Genomic DNA, 23,731 nt, shown 5'->3' with positions numbered 1-23,731 from the left:
GCACCATAGGTGCTTGGCACTTTGGCGCAAACGTCTGCTGGTAGGGGCACGTCGACCGCGTGAAGCGTCGCGCCCTGCGGTTCTGCCGCGACGATATGGTCAAATTTGTCGAGGGGAGAGGAGCGCCCCCGACAGCCTTCGACGCGATAACCGAGTGGCTTGCCAAGCATGAGAAGAGGCTCACCTTGGTTGCGCTCGACAAGAACGCGCGTAGTCGGACGTACGGGGGCTTTCTTCTGTCTTGCGGGCGCGCACTGCAAACTTGCGTCTCGACTCCACCGACCCGTCCATTGGGCTCGTCATGAGCCAGGAGAGTTTGTCCCTGAAATGCCACATAGCGGATACGGACCTACTTGTTCCCATGTGTTCGCCGACGGGGCGACTACGCCGAGCGAGGCGTACGAGGGCATTTTATTCGGGAGGTTCGAGGTCAACGAGGGGAGGCTTGCGGAGGGCGTTGTGATTCAGCAGTTTTGCGTCTTAAGATACCAGATGCTCTTCTTCTGGCGGAATGGGAGTGGAATAGAGCACATGGAGATCAGCCTCTTTGTTGGTGGTGCGTACGAGAACGCTGTCATACGTCTGCGCATCTGCCCTGTTGAAGTGAAGTCGGGCGAAGGGTGTTGCGCGACGGGCTTACTCGATAAGTACAAAGTGGGGCTCAGCAAGCGTGTGGGCACCCAGTACTTGTCGTACCTGAAACCGCTTAAGGTGGGGTAGCCGCATGTTTTCCTTGCTGAATAGGCGTTCTGTCTGTAACTGATGGCAGTTGTCGCGACTGAATGGTGCGAAGGCGAGCGCGGTGACGCGGGCGACGCTCCGTTGCCCGCGCGTGATTGTTTCTGCCATCTGCTAGTGAGCTCTTGCTTTTCTTGCGGGGCTTCGCAATCCGCAGTTAGCGGCCCCGCGCCTTTTGCGCCCTTGCGAGCAGCGGGCGCAGCGCGGGGAGCTGCGAGACCGTCACGCCGGCGAGGATGGTCGCCACGCCGGCGGCCTGCAGCGCGTCGACGCCTTCGCCGACGACGAGGAACGTCAGGATGATGGAGCAGGGCAGCTCGGCCGACGCCAGGATGGTGGAGATGCCGCAGGGCAGCTGCGGCGTGCCCAGCCCGAACAGGATAACGGGCAGAAAGAGCGCGAAGAGGCCCTGCACCAGGCCGTACGGCGCGATCGCCGCCATGGTGTCGCCCGGTATGAACGTCGGGCACACGGCGTTGGCCAGAAGCGCCGCGCCCGCGCACACGATGAGCCCGCGCTGGACGGGCGGCATCTCGGTCTCGACGCGGCCCGAGAAGAACATGAACAGCGCGCAGCTCACGGCCGAGACGAGGCCGCACGCCACGCCGACGGGGTGGTAGTCCACCTCGAGTTCGGAGGAGAGCAGCCCGCTCGCCAGGAGCGTGCCCGCGACCACCAGCGCCGCGGCGGCCAGCTCGGTGGCGCGCGGCGGCGTGCGCGTGACCAGCATCTGGATGACGAGGCCGATCCAGGTGAACTGGAACAGAAGCGTGATGGCCACCGCCACCGGCAGGTACGAAAGCGATATCGAGTAGAAGATGCAGGTGCAGCACGTGGTCATGCCCGTACCGACCAGCTTGAGCGCGCCGGACGCGCTCACGGGCGCGAGCCTTCTCCCGCGTGCGAGCTGCACGGCGAGCAGCGCCGCGAACAGAAGCAGGCCGAAGGTGGCCTGTCCGGCGGTGGTCTGCTGCCAGGTGAAGCCGGCGGCGTACTCGACGCGTATGACGGGCGCCATCGCGCCGTAGCACGCGCCGCCCGCGAACACGAGCAGCGCGCTGGCGAGCGGGCTCGGCCTCATGCGCGGCGCGCCTCCTCAAGTCGGCGCATGACCTCGCGCACGGCCCACACCACCGAGATGCCCACGGCGATGGCGAGCGCGAACTGCAGCGTGAGCAGGGCGAAGTCGGAGAAGGCCGCCCAGTCGGCGCGCATGGCGGCGTCCATGGTGTAGAACAGCCCGCGCCCGGGGACGAGCGGGATCACGGCGATGATGAAGAACAGGGCGCCCGGCGCGCGGTAGTGGCGCGCGAGCAGCTCGGCGAAGACGGCCGAGAACGCCGACGCGACGAGGCAGGGGAAGAAGATCCCCTCGATGACCTGGCCGCACGCGAGGTAGATGCCCCAGCTGAGCACGCCGCCGATTGACGCGGGGATCACGAGCGGCCCGCGCAGGTTGAACAGCAGCGCGAACCCGGCTGAGGCGGGCAGCGACACGACGAGCTGGATGATCGCGTCTGCGAGCGGGCCCGTGTCGCGCACTGCGGCCGAGAGCGCGCTCACGTCGGTGAGCCAGAGCGCCGCCATGAACCCCAGCGCCAGCGCCATGGCCCACAGCAAGCTCTCTACCAGGCGCATCACGCCGGTGACGGTGTCGCCGGCGAGCATGTCGCGCGCGGCGTTGGTCATGGCGATGCCGGGGATGAGCAGCATGATGTCGCCGATCATGACCATGTCGACCGACACGCCGGGCACCACGCGCGCGGTCATGCCGATCCCGAGGCCCGCCACGAGCGCGGCGGCGAAGTTGAACACGATGTTGTTGGGGGAGAGCGGCTTCAAGTGCTCCATGAGCCAGCAGATGAGCACGGCGAACGCGGCCGAGACCACGCCGTCGAGCAGCGTTCCGCCGAAGAACATGGCGAAGCTCCCCGCCGCGAGCACGCCGCCTGCGTACAGGGCGCGCCGCGGGAAGGGCTCGCGCGCGATCGCGCTGGTGCGGCGGCTGAGCTCGTCTTTGGGCACGGGGTGCGCGCAGCACTCCTCGGCGAGGCGGTTGAGCTTCTCGAGCTTGCCGAAGTTGGTGTCGCCCTTGGTGTCGATGCGGCGCGTGAGCGTGACCTCGGTGCCGTCGGGGTTGGTCATGGTGACCATGATGACGGCGGTGATCACGAACGCGTGCATCTTGCGCGCTCCGTAGGCATGCCCCATGCGGTCGAGCGTGCGCTCGACGAGGCTCACGTCGGCGCCGGCGATCAGCATGAGCTCGCCGATATCGAGCAGGCAGGGGAGCACCGCGCTCGCGGGGGCGGATGCGGGTGCGGACGCAGGTGCGGATGCGGGGGCAGATGCGGGCGCGGAGCTGGCGTCAGCAGGAGCGTGGCCGGGCGCGGAGGCGCGGCTGGCCTCTCCCGCCGGCGCGGGTGAGTTGGCGACGTTGCTCGTGGTATGCGTCGTTGGCTTCATGGCGTGCATTATACCGTGTGCGCCGCGCGCATTGCCCGCGCATGCGGTGCTTGCGCTCCCAATCTGCGCCGCGCTACGCCGCGCGCCTGCATAATATGCGAATCTGATAACGCGTCTCCCGCGGGTGCGCGGGAGTGCTTATAATGGAGTCACCTTCAATCTCATCAAAGACAACAGCAGGTAAACGCACATCATACGAACAAGAGGTTGGCTTTCGTGGGCATGTATTCCGAAGAACACTACACTCAGGGCGGGAACCCCCAGGGCGCGCGTCGGGCAGACGGCGCCGAGGTGGGCGCGCAGCAGCGACCCACCGGTTCGCGCGGCAAGGTGACCTCACGTCCCTCGCGCGACAGCATCTTGCAGTCATACGCCGCCCAGGACGCCGAGCGCGCGCGCAACGCGCGCATGTACTCGCAGGCGGTATCCCAGGTGTACCAGGAGAGCGCGTCGCGCGCGCAGGTCCGCGCCGCCCAGCGCGCCGAGCTCGAGGCGCACCGCCGTGAGCGCGAGGTGGAGCTGGCCGCCCAGCGCGCCGCGCGCGAGGCCAGCCGTGCAGCCGAGCGCGAGGCCGAGGCGCAGCGCCAGGGCATGCAGACCCAGGCCGGCCGCGTGGCGCGCCCGCGCACGCGCGTGGTGCCGCCGCTGTCCACGCAGGAAAGCTATGATCGCACGCGCTCGTCCATGGAGGGCTATGAGCGCGCCCGCGCCCAGCGTGACGCGCTGTCGGAGTCGCGGCGTGCCCGCGCGGGCAATCGCGAGGTGATCGACGCGCGCGGCAGCATCGACTCGCGCGCCTTCAACGAGCAGGGCGAACTGGTGGGCTACTCCGCCGACGACCGCGACCGCCCGCGCGCTGCGGTTGACGACAGCTTCACCAGCACGCGCTGGCACTCGCGTGCCGGTCAGGGCTTCTCTGACGTGCCCGACAGCGGCTCGGCCCATCGCGGCTCCCAGCGCGCGCCGCGCCAGGGCGGCGTCGGGTTCTCCGGCGGCGTCATGAGCGGCCGCGCCCAGTACGCCGCTCCTCGAAGCGGCCTTATGGGCTTGTGGGCGGGCCTCCCGCTGGTCGTGAAGATCGCCGTCCCCGTGATCGTGGTGCTCGTGATAGTGCTGGTGTTCCTGCTCACCCGCTAGCAAATCCGCAACAGTTGGTGCTGACGACGGGAAAGGCCGCCGTCAGCGGCTTGAGGCAGCCGCGTCTGCGCTCCCACGCATGATGACCGGCTCATTCGCCGCATCTGCCGTTAAGGTGCTCTTCGGCGGATTGACCTACTCGAGCCAGTTGCGCCTTGCGGCGGCGCGCAAGCACCGTCGCGCGCGTGCCGTTTTCGGGGTGAAGGGGTTGTCCATGGCGGCTGCCTCCCTGGTTTTTGAGTTCGGTTCTTTTGTTCTATTGCTGCGTTCGCAGAAATTTCCATCATCCGTGGCATAATTACGGCGTACGCAGAAATGAAGGAGCCTGTCATGATCCTCGTCAGCACCGCGAGCGACATTGGAGCCGCTATCCGCGCAGAGCGCAAGAGACAGAATCTGACCCAAACTGAGCTGGCTGATCTTTGTGCCGTAAGTCTTTCGTTCGTCTCGAACCTGGAAAACGGGAAGCCTACCACCGAGCTGGCGAAGGCCCTGAACGTCATCAACACCCTTGGGTTCGATGTGGTTCTCGCAAAGCGAGGTGAGTGAACTTGGAGCTCATCGTCTACCGCGACTGTCCCGAAGGCCCTGTGCCCTTGGGGAGGCTTGTGCGTGAAAACGGCGTCACGAGCTTTCTCTACGACGTGAATTACCTGAGCCGCAGCGATGCCGCCGCTGTGTCACTGTCGCTCCCCCTTCGCCCCGAACCTTTCACGGAAGAGGAGCTGCTGCCCTACTTCAAGGGCCTCCTGCCCGAAGGCGAGGCGCTCGAGAACCTCTGTCGTGCTATGGGAATGCTCACCACCGACTACTTCACCATGCTGGGAAGCTGCGGATTGGACTGCTTGGGTGACATCGTCATCAACCCAGATGCCTACCAGCGCAAGCGCGCCTACGAGGCTCTCACTCTGCAAGACGTCACGTCTATGGCGGGAAAGCCGGGAAAGATCGACGCCTCTGTTGAGTTGGCACGCCTTTCGCTGGCTGGCACCCAGAGCAAGTGCGGGCTCTTCCATGATTCTACCGCTCCGCTTGACGAAGGTTGGTATCAGCCTTTGGGCGGCGCCCCTTCGAACTACATCGTCAAGTTCGCTCGAGAGGACGTGCGTGACCTGATGACGGTCGAGCACCTGTCTTCAGCCTGTGCCCGGGCATGCGGCGTGCCGGCGGCTAAAACCTCGCTCATCAACCCTCCGCAGCCCATTATCTGCGTGGAGCGCTATGATCGGCTGCTCAGCACCGACGAGACCGTTGACGGCATGGGTGTCCCCTTGCGGCGTCACCAGGAGGACATCGCCCAGGCGTTCGCCATCGTGCCCGCCGCGAAGTACCGCCAGCTCGAGCCGAGCACCGCCGCTGCCCTTGCCGCCTTCCTCCGACAGAACTCGGCCGGGCCGGCCCAAGACATCGCGAATCTCGTGCGCCTCGTGCTGTTCAACTACCTTATCGGCAACTGCGATAACCATCTGAAGAACATCTCGATCCTCTATGCGCCCAACTGGCAGTCGTTCCAGCTGGCGCCTGCCTATGATTTGGTGAGCACCACCTACTTCGCTCGGTTCTCCTCGACCATGGGCATGGCCATAGGAAGCCATATGGAGATAACCGAGGTGGAAACCGCCGACTTCCGCCTCCTGGCTGAGCAGATGGGCGTCAACGTTCGTCTGATGCGAACTGTGGTGAAAGACTTTCAGGAGCGCGCCACAGCCGCTCTCGGCACCGAAGGCGATGTCCTGGGGGAGCAAGGGTTTGCGGCGGCGCCCCATATAGCGGATGACCTTCAAGAGGAGGTCTATCCCCGTTTGGAGGTGCTCTCGAGGATATAGCGGGACAGTGCGCCTGCGTCCGCGCGAGACACAGGGCTTCGTCAGGGCCCAGCGTCGATACGATTTGACAAGCTGGGGTGCTGGCGTTTAACGTGAATCTGAAAGTCGGAGGGCGAATGTCGCATACCAGCAAGAACAACGAGCTGATGGTGGATATTCCAGACAGCGTCTGGAATATCCAGGAGGATGCCGGCAACATCGGAGAGCACCCATCGTTTGAGGAGCTCGCGGACGCGATCGAACGATCCATCGACAGCGCTCGCAATGCGGCGGCGCGCCACGTCAACGTAGACCAGCTGCTTTCGTACTGGAACAATGGCAGGATGATTGTCGTCTACGAGCAGGGAGGGCGTGACAGGGCGGAGTACGGAGAAGGCACGCTTCGACGGCTCTCCAAGCTGCTCGCCGATCGACTTGGTAAGGGCTTTTCGGTGACGAACCTCCAGTACATGCGTCGCTTCTATCTCACTCATCAGAAACAACAGACGCTGTCTGTTAAATTGACATGGTCGCATTACTGCGAGCTATTGGATCTGGACGACGACATCAAGCGCTCCTTCTACGAGCGCGAGGCGGCAAACTCCGGATGGAGCGTGCGGGAGCTTCGTCGCCAGATGAACAGCATGCTGTTCGAGCGGACGCTCAACGCACGCGACGACGCGCGGCGCGGCGACATCCTGGCGCTCGCCAACAAGGGCGTGGTCTACCAGGAGCCCAAGGACGCCGTCCGCAACCCCTATGTGCTGGAGTTCTTGGATCTGCCCGACGAGGAGCAGCTGGAGGATCAGGTGCGCCGGACGATAGAGGCAAACGAACGCAGGGCATTAGGGTCGCCCGGGGACAGTGCGAACGATCGGGAGAATTCCGCGTTGTAGGAGAGTCCTATCCATCCTCGCTCTCGCGGACGACGTGGTAGCCAAGCAGCCGGTAGACGGCGACGAGCGCCGCTGCGTGCGCCACCGGCATGTGACGAAGGGCCACGGCGCCAAATGGCACACAGTGCTTTATGCCGAAACACAGGGTCAATACCCCTGTGTTTGTTGTATTAGCCCCCGTCTCTGTGCTGTTTCTAGGAAGCGAGCACATTGGTAAAAACGGCTTATCGGCCTAGGTGCGCATATCGGCGCAAACGGGTGCGCGCAATCGTGAAATCAGTGAGCGCCATTAGCACGAATAATCACTTCTCGCCAGTTTGCAGGGAAAAGGCGCATCACGCCATCATCTAGCGCTGCTATTCTTGCTACAGTTGCTACAGTTACTACAGTTACTACAGTTGCTAAAGTTGCTATAAGCCCTTCAACAGGGGAAGAAGCGACCCCGATCTTTGTTGCCCTTGTGCGCGGTTATGCTTCGAAGGCCCAGAGGTTGGCGCATTGGGGGATCACCCGGGCGACGGGCCAGGACTGGGCGCTGCGCTCGGGGCTGTTGGGGTCGTGGATCGTGAGGTTGCCGGCGCCGTCGGTCCCGGCTATCACGATGAAGTGCCCGGTGGCGGTGAAGTCGCCGGGGCGGACGCTCGCTATCAGGGGGTGCCCGGCCTCGAGCTCGGCGGTGATTGCGGTCGCGTCGGCCGGCACCTCGTGCGAGCGCAGGCCGATCTGGCGTGCGCCGTCGGTCATGAGCTCCCAGCTCGTCTCGCCTTCTACGACGTAGCCGCCGTTCTGCGAGAACGAGCACATCGCGGCGGGGTCGCGGTCGGTCTTGCCCGTGAGCGCCACGTAAACCATGGACAGGCAGGTCGGCCCGCACCCGTTCTCGGCTACGGTGCCGCCTGCGTATGCGGCGTTCGCCCACTCCGCGTCGGTTTGGTAGAGGAAGGGGACCTCGCCCTCCCTCCATGCGCTTCGCGGCGTGCTCCTCGCCGTCGCCGGGGCGTTGGCGCTTGCGGCGAGGTCGGCTTGCAGCGTGCTCGCCACGATGAGCACGCCTGTGATCGCCACCACCACGAGCGCGACGGCGGCTACCATGCACAGCGCACGGGCGGTGAGGCGACGGCGCGAAGGGCGGCGCGAGAAGATGCGCCGCGGCGCGCGGCGGGCGCGCAAGGCGGCGCGCTCGAAGGGACGCGGGGCGGGGAAGGGGTCCTCCGCCGTGTAGACGACGCGTCCCGCCTGACGGCGCGCATGCGTGATCTTGGTCTCGTCCATGCCTCGTCCTTTCCGACCCGCATCTTCGCTGCTCTTGGGCAACGCGCGGCATGCGCGGCGCTTGCGGGAGGCGGGGCCCTCGGCTCCGCTGCTCACGAGGAGGAGGAATGCGGGGTAGGGATAGGTTACGCCGGCGCATGCCCTGCGCGTCGGCTCCATGATGGACGAAGCGCCCCTTAACGTTCCCATAGCGAAAGCTGAGCATTGCTTAAGCGCTTGTTGATATTTCCTTAACTTCGCATGGGGCTTGCGCGCGGGCGGGGACCTGCGGCGGATTCCGCGCTAAGATGCACCCATGGAAACGCAGGTGGACAAAGACACGCCGCGCGTGCTCGTGTGCGACGATGAGGCGGCCATCGCCGAGCTGGTGGCCAGCCTGCTCGCCGACGCGGGCATGCGCGTGCAGGCGTGCTACGGCGCGCGCCAGGCGCTCGAGCTTTTCGAAGAGCAGCCGTTCGACCTGGTGATCCTCGACGTCATGATGCCCGGGATGGACGGGTTCGAGCTGTGCTGCCGCATGCGGGCCGCCTCCGAGGTCCCCATCATGTTCCTCACGGCGCGCGACGAGGAAGCCGACCAGGTGGTGGGCTTCACGCTTGGCGCCGACGACTACGTGACCAAGCCGTTCAAGCCGCGCGAGCTGGTGGCGCGCGTGAAGGCGCGTCTGCGCCGCGCGCGCCGCGACCAGGCTGCGCGCGAAAGCCCCGACGTGGTGGTCGCGGGCGGCATCGAGGTCGACCTGCGGGCGCACAAGGCCGCGCTGCACGGCGAGGCGCTTCCCCTCACGCCGAAGGAGTTCGCCATCCTGGCGCTCCTCGCGCGCCGCGCGGGCGCGCCGGTGTCCACGCGCGACATCTTCGAGGAGGTGTGGGGCGAGCGCTACGACGCCTCGGCTGCCAACACCGTGATGGTTCACATCCGCCACGTGCGCAAGAAGCTGGCCGCCGTGGACGCCTCGACTCCGTTCATCGAGACGGCGTGGGGCGTGGGGTACAAGCTGGCGGCCGGCGCGGGCGGGGGCGCGTGATGGCCGCCGCGCAAAGCGCCCAGACGCGCGCGCTACGCCGCCACCTCTTCAGGCGCATCCTCATCCACGTGGGCGCCTTCACGCTCGCGTTCGCCCTGATCGCGCTTATGCTTGACGCCTTCGTGCTCGACGCGGCGGGCAACTGGATCGCCGACCACACCTCCACGTGGACCAAGGTGTCCGTTGAGAAGATGAACGCGTACCTCGAGAGCGAGGGCACCACCCCTTCGGACTACCAGGTCATCTGGTCTGATGACGACCAGCTCTACTACGTGCGCCAGCTGGGGGTCTACAACGCGTTCAAGGCGCTCAAGGTCCCCGTTGCCCTCGCCGTGTACCTGGGCGGCGTGATCGTGGCGGCGCTTCTGAGCGTCAACCGCTCGCTGCGCTACTTCGACGAGCTCGCGGGCGCGGTGGCGGGCCTCATCGCCGACCGCGAGAGGCCCGTGGCGCTCTCGCCGAGCTTGAGCATCGTGCAAGGCGAGCTCAACGCCGTCCGCGAGGCGTCGCTTGCCGACGAGCGCGCCGCCGCGGCGGCTGAGCGCCGCAAGAACGAGCTGGTGGCCTACCTCGCGCATGACGTGAGGACCCCGCTCACCTCGGTGGTGGGCTACCTGTCGCTGCTCGCCGACGCACCCGACCTCCCAAGCGAGACGCGCGCGCGGTACGCCGCGGTGGCGCTGGGGAAGGCCGAGCGCCTCGAGGGCCTGATCGACGAGTTCTTCGAGATCACGCGCTACAACCTGCAGGCCATCCCCATCGAGCGCGCCACCGTCGACGTGCAGCTGTTCTGCGAGCAGGTCGCCGAGGCGTTCTACCCCGACGCGCAGGCCCGCGGGCTTGAGATCAGGGTGGAGGCGCCCGCTGACGAGACGTTCTTCGTCGACCCGGACAAACTCGCGCGCGCCGTGGGCAACATGCTGCGCAACGCGGTGGCCTACGCGAGCGAAGGCACGGTCGTGGAGCTGCGCGCACGGCGCAGCGCGGTGACGGACGCGTGGCTGCTCACCGTCTCCAACGAAGGTCGCGAGATCTCCGAGGCGCACCTGCAGAGCGTGTTCGACAAGTTCTACCGCGAGGACGCCTCGCGCGCTTCCGGCGGCGGGGGCGCGGGCCTCGGGCTCGCCATCGCGAAGGAGATCGTCATCGCGCACGGCGGCGGCATTCGCGCCGAGAGTGCGGGCGGCGTCACCACGTTCACCATCGCGCTGCTCTAAGGGAGCGCGGGTGGTGGGGTGCCCCGTTCGCATGGGGCGGGCGCCTCTGGCGTGCGGTGGCGGTCGCGTGGGGCGGGCGCCTCTGGCGCGCGGTGGCGTTCGCGTCCGCTCATGCCCTTCGGGGATGACCGTTCGCGGAATTCAGGGCGCTTCGGGAGGCGTTCGCGCGCGCGAGGGCATAAGCTTTGCCTATATCGGCAGGCTGGCATGATCGGCATGCGCCTTCGGCGTCACGCCGGCGTCATGCGCGCCACGGCGGCCTGCGTTGGCGGGCGAGGCACGGCTCAAACGGAAGCGGTGCCGCGCTGAGGTTGGTTCCGAAAGGAGAACGGATTATGTGTTTTAGACCGGCAGATGCATCCGCGGGCGGCGGCCCGAACGAGTGCCCCGAGTGCGGCAAGAAGATCCAGGCCATGGGCGGCCTCGTCCTGAAGTCCTGCCCCTTCTGCAAGTGCGACTTCACCCCCTATCTCAACGGCGAGAAGGCCGTCCCCGGCGCCCCCGCGGCGCCCGGCGCGCCTGGCGCCCCCGGTGCTCCTGCGGCTCCCGGCGCCCCTGCGGCCCCGAAGGCTCCCGGCCAGTAAGCCCGCGCAGCCAGTAAGCCCGCGTTTGGCAAGCCTGAAAGCCCCTCGCTCGCGAGGGGCTTTTTTCGTGCGCCTGCCCGCGCCGCTCGCTGCGGCGCGCTCGCGGCAGCGTATACTGCTCGCGGCGGGGCGCACGCCCCGCCTCCTGCATCTGGAAATCCGAGAAGGGAGCCTCGGGCGGCGAAGCTCGCCGGGGCCCTCTTCGCGCAGAGCGCTTCGGCGGCGCGCCCCTTGCGGGCTGCCGGCGCCTCCCCTTTGAGTTTGAGCGATGGACAAGGAGAACCTCATGGGCAACATTTGCATTGGCATCTTGGGATACGGAAACCTCGGCCGCGGCGTGGAGCTGGCGTGTGCGGCGAACCCCGACACCGAGCTGGTGGCGGTGTTCACGCGCCGCGACCCGGAGAGCGTGAAGGTCCGCACCGCGGGCGTGGCGGTCTGGCCGGCGGCCGACCTGGAGGCGCATGCGGACGACATCGACGTGCTCGTGCTCGCGGGCGGCAGCGCCACCGACCTGCCCGAGCAGACGCCGGCCGCCGCGCGCCTGTTCAACGTGGTGGACTCGTTCGACACGCACGCCAACATCCCCGCGCACTTCGCCGCGGTGGACGAGGCGGCGCGCGAGAGCGGGCACGTGGCCGTGATCTCGGTGGGCTGGGACCCGGGCATGTTCTCGGTGTCGCGCCTGTACGCCAACGCCATCATGCCCGCGGGCGCCGACTACACGTTCTGGGGCCGCGGCGTGAGCCAGGGGCACTCCGACGCCATCCGCCGCATCCCCGGCGTGGTGGACGCGCGCCAGTACACGGTGCCGGTGCCGGAGGCGCTCGCCGCGGTGCGCGCCGGCGAGAACCCTGAGCTCACCACGCGCCAGAAGCACACGCGCGAGTGCTTCGTGGTGGCCGAGCCGGGCGCCGACGAGAAGGCCATCGAGCGCGCCATCGTGGAGATGCCCAACTACTTCGCCGACTACGACACCACGGTGACGTTCATCAGCAAGGAGGAGCTCGACCGCGACCACGCGGGCATCCCGCACGGCGGCTCGGTCATCCGCACGGGCGCCACGGGCGCAGATGGCGAGAACACCCACGTCATCGAGTTCTCGCTCAAGCTCGACTCGAACCCCGAGTTCACGGGCAGCGTGCTCGTGGCCTTCGCGCGCGCGGCGCACCGCCTGAGCCAGGAGGGCGCGCGCGGCTGCAAGACCATCTTCGACATCGCGCCGGCGTACCTGAGCGCCCAGACCCCCGAGGAGCTGCGCGCACACATGCTCTGAGCGCGTCTCGCGGTTTTTCCGCGGAGGGGTTGCGCCAAGACGCGCCTGGGTGCTCTTGCGCCCTGGCGCGCCTGCTAAATAGGCGAAGGTCGCGGGGTGCGTTTTTCCTCAGTTGTCGTATCATGGAACGACTTGCGTTTTCGAAGGAGTGAGCAATGGCTGAGGAAATAAGTGAGACTAAGCGGAAGGGGAGCCGCGACAGCTTCGCCACGCGCACGGGCTTCATCCTGGCGTGCGTGGGAAGCGCGGTGGGCATGGCCAACATCTGGCTGTTCCCGTATCGCGTGGCCGAGCTCGGCGGCGCGGCGTTTCTGATCCCGTACCTGCTGTTCGTGGTCTTGATCGGGTTCACGGGCGTCATCGGCGAGATGGCGTTCGGCCGCGCGGCGGGTACGGGCCCCATGGGCGCGTTCGCGTTCGCCCTGGAGAAGCGCGGCGTGGCGCATGCGCGCGGCATCGGCAAGGCCATCGGCCTCATCCCCACGCTCGGCTCGCTCGCCATCGCCATCGGCTACGCCGTGGTGCTCGGCTGGGCGTTCAACTACCTGGTGGCGTCGTTCGACGGCCAGCTCATGGCCCAGGAGAGCATGGGCGCGTTCTTCGGCGGCATCGCGTCGGAGTTCGGCAACGTGGGCTTCCACGTGCTCGGCCTCGCGGTGACGTTCGCCGTCATGATCCTGGGCGTCTCGCGCGGCATCGAGCGCATCAACAAGGTGCTCATGCCGGCGTTCTTCGTGCTGTTCGTGATCGTGGTGGTGCGCGTGGCCACGCTGCCGGGCGCGAGCGCGGGCTACGAGTACCTGCTCGTGCCGCGCTGGGAGGCGCTTTCCAACCCCACCACCTGGGTGTATGCGCTCGGCCAGGCGTTCTTCAGCCTGTCGATCGCCGGCAACGGCACGCTCGTGTACGGCAGCTACCTGAAGCGCGACGTCGACGTGGTCACGTCGGCGCGCAACGTGGCCATCTTCGACACGCTGGCGGCCATGGTGGCGGCGTGCGCGGTGGTGCCGGCCGTGTTCGTGTTCGGCTTGGACGTGGCGAGCGGCCCGCCGCTCATGTTCATCACGCTGCCGAGCGTGTTCCAGGAGATGCCGTTCGGGAGCATCTTCGTGGTCATCTTCTTCATCGCAGTGACGTTCGCCGCGGTCACGAGCCTCATGAACCTGTTCGAGGCGCCGGTGGAGGCGCTGCAGGCGCAGTTCGGCCTCTCGCGCGGCGTGGCGGTGGGCATCATCGCCGTCGTCGCCGTGGGCGTGGGCCTGTTCTTGGAGAGCGGAGACGTGGTGTCGACGTGGATGGACGTGGTGTCGATCTACGTGATGCCCACCGGCGCGCTTCTGGCCGCCATCATGTTCTTCTGGGTGTGCCCGAAGGGGTTCGCGCGCGAGCAGGCGCAGCTCGGGCATGACAAGCCGCTGGGCGCCTGGTTCGACTATCTGCCGAAGTACGTGTTCGTGGGGATCACTGCGCTCGTGATCGTGCTCGGGATCTTCTACGGAGGCATCGGGTAGGGCTGTCGGGATCGCTTGGCGGCGCGCGGCCTTACGCGGGCGTCCGGCCTGCGTTCGGTCTGCGTCCGGCCCCGGCAGCGTGCTTGGCCCGCTCAGTCGCGGTGGCTCACGCGGAGCTCCCAGAACGCCACGGCTGAGGCGGCGGCCACGTTGAGCGAGTCCACGGCGTGGTCCATGGGGATGCGCACCGTGTAGTCGCACGCGGCGATGGTGGCGGGGGCGAGGCCGTCGCCCTCGGTCCCCAGCACGAGGGCCAGCTTGTCGCAGGCGTGCAGGCGGCGGTCCTGCAGCGGGACGGAGTCGTCCGACAGCGCGAGCGCGCAGGTGGTGAAGCCCGCCGCGCGCAGGAGCGGCAGGCCCTCGCGCGTCCAGTCGCGGCCGCTCCCGATGCGCGTCCACGGCACCTGGAACACGGTGCCCATCGACACGCGCGCCGCGCGGCGGTAGAAGGGGTCGTGGCAGGCAGGCGTGACGAGCACCGCGTCCACGCCGAGCGCGGCTGCCGAGCGGAAGATGGCGCCGACGTTGGTGTAGTTCGTGACGTCCTCGAGCACGGCGACGCGTCGCGCGCCGGCGAGCAGGTCCTGTGCGCGGGGCAGAGGCGGGCGCAGAAAGGCCGCGAGCGCGCCGCGGGTGCGCGTGAACCCGGTGAGCGCGCGCATCTGCTCGCGCGTGGCGACGAACGCGGGCAGCGAGGGGTCGCGCGCGAGCAGGCGCTCGATGAGCGGGCGCGTGGCGTCGAGCCAGCAGTCCTCCACAAGCAGCGCGAAGGGCTCGATGCCGGCCGCGAGCGCGCGCTCGATCACGTTTCTCGACTCGCCGATGAACAGGCCGTCCGCGAGGCGGTTGGGGTCGGCGGCCCGCGCCGCGTGCGTTGCGCGGCCCGCGCCCGCAACCGCAACCGCGTCCGTTCCGTCCGCTTCCGCGCCCGCAACCGCAACCGCGTCCGCCCCGCCCGCTCCGTCCGCCGCAGCCCGGGCCTGCGCGTCGACGGCGCGTGCGAGGCCCACCAGCTGGCGCGCGTCGCGCAGCTCGGCGTCGGTCATGCGCGAGAACGGCGCGAGGCGGGCGTCGTCTAGGGTAGTCAAGCGGATGACGGGCATGGTGCTCCTTCGTGGTCGGGCCGGCTGGTGCGCGACGGTTGGCTGGCGGGGCTGCGCCTGCGGCATCGCGGCCCCGCGGGTTTCGCGCCCGCAAGCGCGCCGGCAGCTCCCATTCTAAACCAGTCTCTGGGGCCACGTATCCGCGAGGGCCGGTGCGTCCTGTGGAGGAAGTCTGATGAAAAGGTAACGGGAATTTGACTCCGCGCTAATTTTCGGCTTACCGCTTCAAAACACGGCGGTTCTATGGTAGCCTTGCGCGACCGCAAAGGAAGCGCGGCACTGTCAACCGCCCGCAGGCAACGGGCAAACGTTCCAGAAAGGAGCATTCACCATGAATGCCAATCTGATCGTCGCAAAGGCGAACGCGTGGGAAGTCAACCAGCACGTCGGGCGCGCCATCGAGGCGAACCTGCCTGACTACCAGGTTGAGGCGCTCGGCCGCGGCGCTGGGTGTGACCTGAAGGCCAAGGCCCGGATCATGTCTCGTCCCAGCTTGCTCAAGAGCTTCTTCCGCGCCGCGTAAGGGACGAAGCGGGCTCATCGCAGCCTGCTCATTCTGATTATTCGGAGCCGTCTCCTCAGGGAGGCGGCTTTTGCGCTTTCTGGGCGCTACAATGCGGCGCAAGCACACCGACGACGGCCCTTTCGAGAAGGAGACCACATGCTCAGAGCACTTGAGATCAAGCCCGACGTGTACTGGGTGGGCGGCATCGACTGGAACGAGCGCAACTTCCACGGCTACACCACCGACCGCGGGTCAACCTACAACGCGTACCTGATCCTCGACGAGCACGTGACGCTCATCGACACCTGCAAGCCCGAGTTCGCCGACGAGCTCATCGAGCGCATCGGCGACATCATCGACCCGGCGCGCATCGAGTACGTGGTGTCGAACCACGTGGAGCAGGACCACTCGGGCGCGATCCCCGCCATCATGGAGCGCGCGCCGCACGCGAAGATCGTCACGAGCAGCCCGCACGGGCTCAAGGGCCTTGCCGCGCACTACGGCGACGCCTACGAGTACGTGCCCGTGAAGACGGGCGACACCCTCTGCATCGGCAAGCGCACGCTCGAGTTCACCGCCACGGTGATGGTGCACTGGCCCGACAACATGGTCACCTACTCGCCGCACGACAAGATCCTGTTCTCCAACGACGCGTTCGGCCAGCACTTCGCCTCGTCCAAGCACTTCGACGACGAGGTGGGCCTGCCCGAGGTGCTCGCGCAGGCGAAGAAGTACTACGCCAACATCGTGATGCCGTACTCGCGCCACGTGGTGCGCGCCCTCGGGGCGCTCGCCGACGCCGACATCGACGTGATCGCGCCGAGCCACGGCGTCATCTGGCGCAGCCACGTGCCCGAGATCATGGCGGAGTACGCGCGTTGGAGCTCGCTCGAGCCCGAGGAGTACGCGGTGGTGGTGTACGACTCCATGTGGCACACCACCGAGGCCATGGCGCATCAGATCGTCGAGGCGTTCATCGAGGCGGGCACGCCGACGCGCCTGTTCGACCTGAAGGCCAACCACATCTCCGACATCATGACCGAGGTCCTGCCGGCGAAGTACGTGGCGGTGGGCTCGCCCACGCTCAACAACGGCATGATGCCCACGGTGGCGGCGTTTCTGTGCTACCTGAAGGGGCTCTCGCCGAAGGGCGGCTGGCCGGGCCGCGTGGGCATCCCGTTCGGCTCGTTCGGCTGGGGGAAGAACGGCCCGGACGAGGTGGCCGAGTCGCTGGAGAAGTGCGGCTTCGAGCTGGCCTTCGGCACGCTGACGCGCCAGTGGACCGAAGACGAGGAGGGCTTGAATCAGCTGCACGAGGCCGTTCTCGCCGGACTCGGGAAGTAGCGGGCATCGGACATTAGCGCAAGCGGAGGCGCCCTGGCAATATGCCGGGGCGCCTCCTTTGCTTCAAGGGGCTTTGGCAAAAATTATTCGTGGTTGCCTCTTGCTAACTGTGCATACTGTGTATATAGTGTATATATCATGATATGCACAGTTATCGTGCGCCTGATCAACGCGCGGGGCTGTGCGAGCGAATTCGCGCAACGCATTACAAAAAACGCACTACGGAGAAGGCAGGCAACGTGGAGATAATCATCTCGAATGCGAGCAGCAAGCCCATCTACGAGCAGATAGCGACCCAGATAAAGGACGCCATCCTCGCAGGCGAGCTGGACGAGGGCGCGCCCCTCCCGTCCATCCGCACGCTGGCGAACGACCTGCACGTGAGCGTCATCACCACCAAGCGCGCCTACGCCGACCTCGAGGAGCTCGGCTTCATCGAGACGGTGCACGGCAAGGGCAGCTTCGTGGCCGGCGGTAACCTCGAGCTTCTGCGCGAGGAGCGGCTGCGCCACGTGGAGGAGCTGCTCGAGCAGGCGCTCTCCGACGCACTGGCGGCGGGGGTGACGGTGCGCGACCTGCACGACATGCTCGACGTGCTGGCCGAAGACACGCCCGGCGCATAGGGCGCCGAAGTGCGTTGTGGTTCACGAACGAATGTTTCACGTGAAACATTCTTGCATTGCGAGAAACGTCCAGAAAAGGAATGACCATGTACGACCTCGTCAGGGTTGAGAACCTTGCAAAAGAATACCCCGGGTTCGCGCTTGATCGCGTGAGCCTGAGTGTGCCAGCCGGCTGCGTGACCGGATTCATCGGATCGAACGGCGCTGGCAAAACCACCACCATCAAGGCTATTCTCGGGCTCATCCGCCCGAGCGCGGGCAACGTCGCGCTCTTCGGCGAGCTCGTCTGCGGATTCACCGAAGCTGAGGATTTATCAACAGATTCGAAAAACATGGCGAACGAAAACGGCGCAGCAGCAACGGGCGGCGCGTCATCCGCCAACCCCGCAACCGCGCCCGCGCCCGCCAGCCCCGCGGGTCCCGCTCCTCAAGTCCACGATGCGGCGCTCGTCCGCGCGAAGGCGCGCATCGGCGTGGTGTTCGACACCTGCCCCTTCCCGAGCGAGCTGTGCGTGAGCGACGTGGAGCGCGTCGGCCGCTTCGCGTTCCCCACGTGGGAGCGCGGCGTGTTCGAGCGGTACGCGCGCCAGTTCGACCTCGACGCGAAGAAGCGGGTGAAGGAGCTCTCGCGCGGCATGGGCATGAAGCTGCAGCTTGCGTTCGCGCTGGCGCACGCGCCCGAGCTGCTCATCCTCGACGAGGTGACGGCGGGGCTCGACCCCATGGCGCGCGACGAGGTGCTCGACATCCTGCGCGCCTTCATGGCCGACGAGCGTCGCGGCATCCTCATGTCGAGCCATATCACGTCTGACCTGGAGAAAATCGCCGACTACGCGGTGTGCATCGACAAGGGGCGCGTGATGTTCGACTGCGCGGTGGATGCGATCTGCGACATAGCGGGTGTGGCGCGCTGCGGCGCCGAGCAGGCGCGGGCCATCGTCGAGAGCGGTACGTTCGCGCCGGGCAGCCTGCGCGTCATGGCTGGCGCGTACGCGCACGAGGTGCTCGTGCCTGACCGCGCGCTGCTGTCCCGCCGCTTTCCGAAGGTGGCGTGCGAGCGCGTGGGCATCGAGGACTACATGAGGCTGATGTTGAAGGGAGAGGCCCGATGAAGGCGATGATCTTATCTGACTTGACCACCATGCGCCGCATCTTGATCCAGCTGCTCGGCATCATGGCGGCGGTTTCCCTCTTTTTGGCGGTCACCGTGGAAACGCTGGCCGCCACGGCAGCGTGCGCTGCGGTCATGATCCCCTTCATGTTCATGTTCAACGTCGCAGCTTATGACGAGATAAACAAGTGGGAGTCGTTTCGCCTGGCCATGCCCATGAGCCGCCGTGGCGTGGTGGCGGGGCGCTACGCGAGCCTGCTTCTGGTGACCGCGCTGTCGCTCGGGGTGAGCGTGGCGTGCTCGTTTGCCGTCACGGGCGCAGCGGCGCTGCTTTCCGGCGCGATGGGGCAGGGCGCGCCGCTCGAGAGCCTGCTTCTGGAGAACAACCCGCCCGAGATGATCGTAGCCGCTGGCTTGATGGGCACGGCGGCGGTGCTGGTGGCGTCGGCCGTCACGCTGCCGCTCATCATGCGCTTCGGCATGTCGCTTGCTACGCGCTTGCTGCCGCTCGCGATGCTGTGCGGTGCGGGCGGCTTCTGCCTCGCCGTCGACAACGGCCTGCTCGCCGGGCTTCTGCCCGCGGGCGGGTTGGAGTCGCTCTTCAACGGCGGATTCGCGGGCCTGTTCGCCGCCCTCGTGGTGGTGCCGCTCGTGCTCTACGCGGTGAGCTTGGTGGTGTCCCTGCGCGTGTACCGCTCCCGCGAGCTGTAGCGACCTTCCGCGAGCTGGAATGGCTGGCGGGCTCATTCGGTGCTAAAATTTTCTCTTTATGGCGCGAGAGCGCCTCTCATGAGATGCTTGCTTTCTTTCGGGGAAGAAAAGAGGGGATTTTATGCGCATTGGCATACCGAAGGAGCCGCTTGACGGGCAGACTTTGGTCGCCGCCTCGCCTGACACGGTCAAGAAGCTCGTCAAGCTGGGCTATGACGTCTGCGTCGAGGAGGGCGCGGGCGCGCGGGCCAGCTACGACGACGCGCAGTACCGTGCGGCGGGCGCCCAGGTGGTGCCTGCCGAGGAGGCGTGGGGCGCTGATGTGGTGACGTGCCTGGACGCGCCGCCCGCCCACGAGCTGGCGCTCATGCGCGACGGGGCGACGCTGGTGGCCCGCATGGCGCCAGGGCAGCGCCCTGACCTGGTGGACGAGCTGGCGCGCCGGGGCATGACGGCCCTGGCGCTCGACATGGTGCCGCGCATCTCGCGCGCCCAGGCGCTCGACGTGCGCTCGTCGATGATGAACGTGGCGGGCAACCGCGCCGTCATTGAGGCGGCTTCCCAGTTCGGCCGCTTGTTCTGCGGCCAGGTGACCGCGGCTGGCAAGGTGGCGCCTGCGAAGGTCTACGTCATCGGCGTGGGCGTGGCGGGGCTCGCGGCCATCGGCGCCGCGGGGTCCATGGGCGCCGAGGTCTACGCGACCGACGTGCGCGCCGAGGTGGCCGACCAGGTGGCGTCGCTGGGCGCCACGTTCGTGGAGATCCCGGTCAAGCAGGAGAGCGCCGACGGCTACGCGCGGGCGCTCACCGACGAGGAGCAGGCGGCGGTGCTCAAGACCTACGCCGAGCAGGCCGCCAAGTGCGACATCGTCATTACCACGGCGCAGGTGCCGGGACGCCCCGCGCCGCTGCTCCTGACCGAGGAGGCCGTGGCCGCCATGCGCCCGGGCTCGGTCATCGTGGACATGGGGGCCTCGTCGCTCGGCGGCAACTGCCCGCTGTCGCGCCCCGGCGAGGTGGTCACCACGCAGAACGGCGTGAAGGTGGTGGGCTACGACGACCTGCCGAGCCGCCTGCCCGGCCAGTCCTCGCAGCTGTTCGGCCAGAACGTCGTGAACCTCATGAAGCTGGTCACCAAGGCGAAGGACGGCGTCCCCGTCTGGGACATGGACGACGAGGTGGTGCGCGGCATGACGGTCACGCTCGAGGGCGCCATCATGTGGCCGCCGCCTCCGGTGAAGGTGTCGGCCGCGCCCGCGCAGAAGGCCGAGCCTGCGGTCGAGGCCGCGGGCGACGCCGCGCCCTCGCCCAAGGCGGAGAAGTCGGCCTTCGCCAAGCACTGGTGGAAGGTCCTCCTGGGGCTTCTGGGCGTCGCTTTGATCGTGGCCGCGCCCTCTGACATGGCGAGCCACTTCATCGTGTTCGAGCTGGCGGTCGTCGTGGGCTTCTACGTCATCACGGGCGTGTCCCACTCGCTGCACACGCCGCTCATGTCGGTCACCAACGCCATATCGGGCATCATCGTGGTGGGCGCGCTTCTGCTGGTGGGGTCGGACAACCCCGTCGTGGCGGCCCTCTCGTTCGTCGCCGTGGCCATAGCGTCCATCAACGTGTTCGGAGGCTTTCTGGTCACGCGTCGCATGCTCAAGATGTTCGAGAGGAGCAACGACTGATGGAGAACCTTGCGTATGCGGGGGCGCTGGCGTCCCCTGAGATGCTTGACGTCTTGGAGCGCTTCCAGACGCTCTCCTACATCCTGGCGGCGCTGCTGTTCATCCTGGCGCTGGCGGGCCTGTCCAAGCAGAAGACCGCCGCGCGCGGCAACCTGTCCGGCATCGCCGGCATGGCCGTGGCCCTGGTGGCGACCGTGGCCGTCGCCATCCTGACCGACGATGCGGGCGTGCCCCTGACGGCGCTGCTCATCGTGGCCGCGGTGGCCGTGGGCGCCGCCGTCGGCGTGTTCAAGGCCGTGCGCGTCCAGATGACGGGCATGCCCGAGCTGGTGGCGCTGCTGCACTCCTTCGTGGGCGCGGCCGCCGTTCTGGTCGGGTTCAACTCGTTTCTGGTCAACCCGGGCACGGGAGCCTACGAGAACGCCTTCCACATGGGGGAGGTGGGCCTCGCTATCTTCATCGGCGCGGTGACGTTCACGGGTTCCATCGTGGCCTACCTGAAGCTGTCGGCGAAGATCTCGGGCAAGCCGCTCACGCTGCCTGGGCGCAACGCCCTGAACCTGGCCATGATCGTGGTGTGCCTCGCCTGCATCGGCTGGCTGGTGAGCACGGTCGGCGTCGACGAGGGCGTGGTGCCCATCGCCGTCATCACGGTGGTGTCGCTGGTGCTGGGCGCGCACTTCGTGCTGGCCATCGGCGGCGGCGACATGCCGGTGGTGGTGTCCATGCTCAACTCGTTCTCAGGCTGGGCGGCGGCCATGGCCGGCTTCACGCTGGGCAACGACCTGCTCATCATCACGGGTGCTCTGGTGGGCTCCTCGGGCGCGTTTCTGTCCTACATCATGTGCCAGGGCATGAACCGCTCGTTCGCGGCGGTCATCCTGGGCGGCTTCGGCGGCGGCGCCCCGCGGAAGTCCGGCGGCGAGGCGCGCGAGATGGGCACGCACACCGAGGTCACGCCCGCCGAGGTGGCCGAGATGCTCAAGGAGGCCAAGCGCGTGGTGGTGGCGCCGGGCTACGGCATGGCGGTGGCGCAGGCCCAGTTCCCCGTGGCCGACCTCACGCGCAAGCTCATCGACCGCGGCGTGGACGTGCGCTTCGGCATCCACCCGGTGGCGGGTCGCATGCCGGGCCACATGAACGTCCTTCTGGCCGAGGCGAAGGTGCCCTACGACAGCGTGTACGAGATGGACGAGATCAACGACGAGTTCCCGGACGTGGACGTGGTGCTGGTCATCGGCGCCAATGACACGGTGAACCCCTCCGCCGAGACCGAGCCCGACTCGCCCATCGCGGGCATGCCGGTGCTGCGCGTGTGGGAGGCTGAGCGTGTGGTGGTCTCCAAGCGCTCCATGGGCAACGCGGGCTACGCTGGCGTGCAGAATCCGCTGTTCTTCAACGACAACACCGACATGCTGCTCGGTGACGCGAAGGCGTCCGTCGAGGCCATCATCGCCGCGCTGTAGCGCGCCGCGGGTGCGCCGTGGGTGCGCCGCGCCTCCCGCCTCTAGGCGGTGTGGCGCACAGGGAGGGCGAGGTACCAGGCGAGCCGCTCGTCGACGACGCCCCTCAGGTCGGCGCGCTGCTCCTCGGTGAAGTCGACGCGCGCGTCTATCTCTGACTTGAGGCGCTCGGCGAGGCTGCGGGCCGTGCTCTCGCCCGGCGCCGGGCAGCAGGGGCGCATGAAGAAGCGCACCCAGTACGTCTGCGCCCGCATGGCCTCTTTGAGATCCTCGTAGCTCTCCTCGCTCCCGATGGTGATGACCTCGCACGCGGCTTCCATGGCGCCCTCCTTGCCCGGTTGTTCTTTTCTGCAAAAACACTCTAGTTTCATTCTAAGCAATTGAATAAATTTGCGTTCACTTCGCACGTTGCGTTGGGTGCGAAAATCGCGTCACTTAGCTCAAGGGCGGATTTAGGGTCGTCAAAAGGTAGACTTTTTGCCTACCCCCGGAACCAGCTTGGAGGGACCTCATGCGAAAACGCTTGACCTGCCCTTTCTTCAAACTCGTTCAGGATAGCCTTCCCCTGACAAAAAGTCTACTTTATCTCACCAGCTTGGATGCGGGCTCAGCGCCGCCTCGCGCGGCATGGGGTGACGCTCGGCCGCGAGGAGAATGCGAGCGTGTCTGAGTTGAGCGCCCAGCCTGCGGAGTGCATCGGCTTCCCGTCGGCGGTTACGCCGGGGGAGCCGCATGCCGCATCGCCGGGTGCGCTCAGGTGGTACGCGGTGCGCGTGCGCGAGGGGCATGAGGAGGCCATGGCCGCCAAGTGCGCAAGCGTGCTTTCGCCGGAGGTGGCCGAGGGCTGCGTCGCCCCGCGCTACGAGAAGTTCCTGCGCCAGCGGGGCTCGTGGCGGCTGGTGGTCGACCCCGTCTTCCGCGGGTACTTCTTCGTCGCCGCGCGCGACGCGCGGGCGCTCTCGCGGGCGCTCGGGGGGCTGTCGTTCCCCGTGGCGCTGGCGGGCGGCCGAAAGGCCGCGCACGCGGCCCTTTCCCCGGACGTCCAGGCATGGCTCGCCTCGGCGCTCGACGCCGAGGGCGTCCTGCGAGCGAGCGAGGGCGTCATCGAGGGCGGGAGGCTCACGGTGACGCGCGGCCCGCTCATGGGGCATGAGCGCTCCGTCGGGAGCGTGAACCGCCGCAAGCGCATGGCCTACGTGCGCTTCGACGAGCCGGGCGGCGGCTTCCTGCTGAAGGCCGCGCTCAACGTGCCCGAGAAGGGCTGACGGGA

The 23,731-nt window shown here is 67.2% G+C and carries 23 protein-coding genes; 18 read left to right on the top strand and 5 right to left on the bottom strand.

The window, feature by feature from the left end; genetic code table 11:
• Positions 1-363 precede the first annotated feature (363 nt).
• Entirely contained in the window at positions 364-720 is a 357-nt protein-coding gene (locus G7Y50_RS02835; RefSeq protein ID WP_165053915.1) for a hypothetical protein, read from the top strand.
• A gap of 175 nt (positions 721-895) precedes the next feature.
• Here the strand turns inward: G7Y50_RS02835 and G7Y50_RS02830 are convergent, their stop codons facing one another.
• The gene (locus G7Y50_RS02830) at positions 896-1,819 is read right to left on the bottom strand and encodes a DMT family transporter (RefSeq protein WP_165053918.1); all 924 of its coding nucleotides are present in this window, start codon (positions 1,817-1,819) and stop codon (positions 896-898) included.
• Entirely contained in the window at positions 1,816-3,204 is a 1,389-nt protein-coding gene (locus G7Y50_RS02825; protein WP_165053923.1) for a threonine/serine exporter ThrE family protein, read from the bottom strand. The genes G7Y50_RS02830 and G7Y50_RS02825 overlap by 4 nt, the downstream gene beginning before the upstream one ends.
• Before the next feature lie 216 nt (positions 3,205-3,420).
• Between G7Y50_RS02825 and G7Y50_RS02820 the strand changes: the two genes are divergently transcribed.
• The 4 genes from G7Y50_RS02820 to G7Y50_RS02805 all read left to right on the top strand — a co-directional run bounded on the left by G7Y50_RS02820 (position 3,421) and on the right by G7Y50_RS02805 (position 7,042).
• Entirely contained in the window at positions 3,421-4,341 is a 921-nt protein-coding gene (locus G7Y50_RS02820; protein ID WP_165056924.1) for a hypothetical protein, read from the top strand.
• Between the two features lie 330 nt (positions 4,342-4,671).
• The gene (locus tag G7Y50_RS02815) at positions 4,672-4,890 is read left to right on the top strand and encodes a helix-turn-helix domain-containing protein (RefSeq protein WP_206214744.1); all 219 of its coding nucleotides are present in this window, start codon (positions 4,672-4,674) and stop codon (positions 4,888-4,890) included.
• A gap of 2 nt (positions 4,891-4,892) precedes the next feature.
• Positions 4,893-6,167, top strand: a complete 1,275-nt coding sequence (locus tag G7Y50_RS02810) for a HipA domain-containing protein (RefSeq protein WP_165053944.1) — start codon at positions 4,893-4,895, stop codon at positions 6,165-6,167.
• Positions 6,168-6,259: 92 nt separating this feature from the next.
• A complete protein-coding gene (locus G7Y50_RS02805; protein WP_165053947.1) occupies positions 6,260-7,042 on the top strand; it encodes a DUF1016 N-terminal domain-containing protein in 783 nt (260 codons plus the stop codon).
• Positions 7,043-7,510: 468 nt separating this feature from the next.
• Here G7Y50_RS02805 and G7Y50_RS02800 read toward each other — a convergent pair whose 3' ends face one another.
• The gene (locus G7Y50_RS02800; protein ID WP_241156483.1) at positions 7,511-8,314 is read right to left on the bottom strand and encodes a C39 family peptidase; all 804 of its coding nucleotides are present in this window, start codon (positions 8,312-8,314) and stop codon (positions 7,511-7,513) included.
• 295 nt (positions 8,315-8,609) lie between these two features.
• Here G7Y50_RS02800 and G7Y50_RS02795 point away from each other — a divergent pair, with 295 nt between their 5' ends.
• The 5 genes from G7Y50_RS02795 to G7Y50_RS02775 all read left to right on the top strand — a co-directional run bounded on the left by G7Y50_RS02795 (position 8,610) and on the right by G7Y50_RS02775 (position 13,929).
• A complete protein-coding gene (locus G7Y50_RS02795) occupies positions 8,610-9,341 on the top strand; it encodes a response regulator transcription factor (protein WP_165053950.1) in 732 nt (243 codons plus the stop codon).
• Positions 9,341-10,558: a sensor histidine kinase KdpD gene (locus G7Y50_RS02790; protein ID WP_165053953.1), complete on the top strand. Its 1,218-nt coding sequence runs from the start codon at positions 9,341-9,343 to the stop codon at positions 10,556-10,558. Before G7Y50_RS02795 ends, G7Y50_RS02790 begins: the two co-directional genes overlap by 1 nt.
• Positions 10,559-10,893: 335 nt before the next feature.
• On the top strand, positions 10,894-11,142 hold the full coding sequence (locus G7Y50_RS02785; protein ID WP_165053796.1) for a hypothetical protein: 249 nt from the start codon (positions 10,894-10,896) through the stop codon (positions 11,140-11,142).
• A 286-nt stretch (positions 11,143-11,428) separates the two neighbouring features.
• Complete coding sequence (locus tag G7Y50_RS02780) at positions 11,429-12,418, top strand: diaminopimelate dehydrogenase (protein ID WP_165053956.1); 990 nt, start codon at positions 11,429-11,431, stop codon at positions 12,416-12,418.
• 155 nt (positions 12,419-12,573) lie between these two features.
• A complete protein-coding gene (locus tag G7Y50_RS02775) occupies positions 12,574-13,929 on the top strand; it encodes a sodium-dependent transporter (protein ID WP_165053959.1) in 1,356 nt (451 codons plus the stop codon).
• A gap of 92 nt (positions 13,930-14,021) precedes the next feature.
• On the opposite strand, the gene G7Y50_RS02770 is transcribed toward G7Y50_RS02775, so the two are convergent.
• A complete protein-coding gene (locus G7Y50_RS02770) occupies positions 14,022-15,032 on the bottom strand; it encodes an RNA methyltransferase (protein ID WP_241156484.1) in 1,011 nt (336 codons plus the stop codon).
• A 331-nt stretch (positions 15,033-15,363) separates the two neighbouring features.
• Between G7Y50_RS02770 and G7Y50_RS02765 the strand changes: the two genes are divergently transcribed.
• From G7Y50_RS02765 to G7Y50_RS02735, 7 genes are all read left to right on the top strand, one after another.
• The gene (locus G7Y50_RS02765) at positions 15,364-15,555 is read left to right on the top strand and encodes a hypothetical protein (RefSeq protein WP_165053961.1); all 192 of its coding nucleotides are present in this window, start codon (positions 15,364-15,366) and stop codon (positions 15,553-15,555) included.
• Positions 15,556-15,693: 138 nt separating this feature from the next.
• Positions 15,694-16,881 (top strand): FprA family A-type flavoprotein, encoded by a 1,188-nt coding sequence (locus tag G7Y50_RS02760; protein ID WP_165053965.1) that lies wholly within the window; start codon positions 15,694-15,696, stop codon positions 16,879-16,881.
• A 239-nt stretch (positions 16,882-17,120) separates the two neighbouring features.
• Entirely contained in the window at positions 17,121-17,504 is a 384-nt protein-coding gene (locus G7Y50_RS02755; protein ID WP_165053967.1) for a GntR family transcriptional regulator, read from the top strand.
• A gap of 86 nt (positions 17,505-17,590) precedes the next feature.
• Positions 17,591-18,616, top strand: coding sequence for an ABC transporter ATP-binding protein (locus G7Y50_RS02750; RefSeq protein ID WP_165053970.1), 1,026 nt, complete (start codon positions 17,591-17,593; stop codon positions 18,614-18,616).
• Entirely contained in the window at positions 18,613-19,326 is a 714-nt protein-coding gene (locus G7Y50_RS02745) for an ABC-2 transporter permease (protein WP_165053974.1), read from the top strand. Before G7Y50_RS02750 ends, G7Y50_RS02745 begins: the two co-directional genes overlap by 4 nt.
• A 121-nt stretch (positions 19,327-19,447) precedes the next feature.
• Positions 19,448-20,998 (top strand): Re/Si-specific NAD(P)(+) transhydrogenase subunit alpha, encoded by a 1,551-nt coding sequence (locus G7Y50_RS02740; RefSeq protein WP_165053977.1) that lies wholly within the window; start codon positions 19,448-19,450, stop codon positions 20,996-20,998.
• Entirely contained in the window at positions 20,998-22,464 is a 1,467-nt protein-coding gene (locus tag G7Y50_RS02735) for an NAD(P)(+) transhydrogenase (Re/Si-specific) subunit beta (protein WP_255464099.1), read from the top strand. Before G7Y50_RS02740 ends, G7Y50_RS02735 begins: the two co-directional genes overlap by 1 nt.
• 41 nt (positions 22,465-22,505) lie before the next feature.
• Here the strand turns inward: G7Y50_RS02735 and G7Y50_RS02730 are convergent, their stop codons facing one another.
• A complete protein-coding gene (locus G7Y50_RS02730) occupies positions 22,506-22,781 on the bottom strand; it encodes a hypothetical protein (RefSeq protein ID WP_165053980.1) in 276 nt (91 codons plus the stop codon).
• Positions 22,782-23,123: 342 nt separating this feature from the next.
• Between G7Y50_RS02730 and G7Y50_RS02725 the strand changes: the two genes are divergently transcribed.
• The gene (locus G7Y50_RS02725; RefSeq protein WP_165053983.1) at positions 23,124-23,726 is read left to right on the top strand and encodes a hypothetical protein; all 603 of its coding nucleotides are present in this window, start codon (positions 23,124-23,126) and stop codon (positions 23,724-23,726) included.
• The last annotated feature ends 5 nt before the right edge of the window (positions 23,727-23,731 follow it).

Source organism: Adlercreutzia sp. ZJ176 (assembly GCF_011038975.1).
GTDB lineage: Bacteria > Actinomycetota > Coriobacteriia > Coriobacteriales > Eggerthellaceae > CAAEEV01.
Note: the sequence above shows the minus strand (reverse complement) of the source record. Positions and strands in the feature narration are given on the sequence as shown.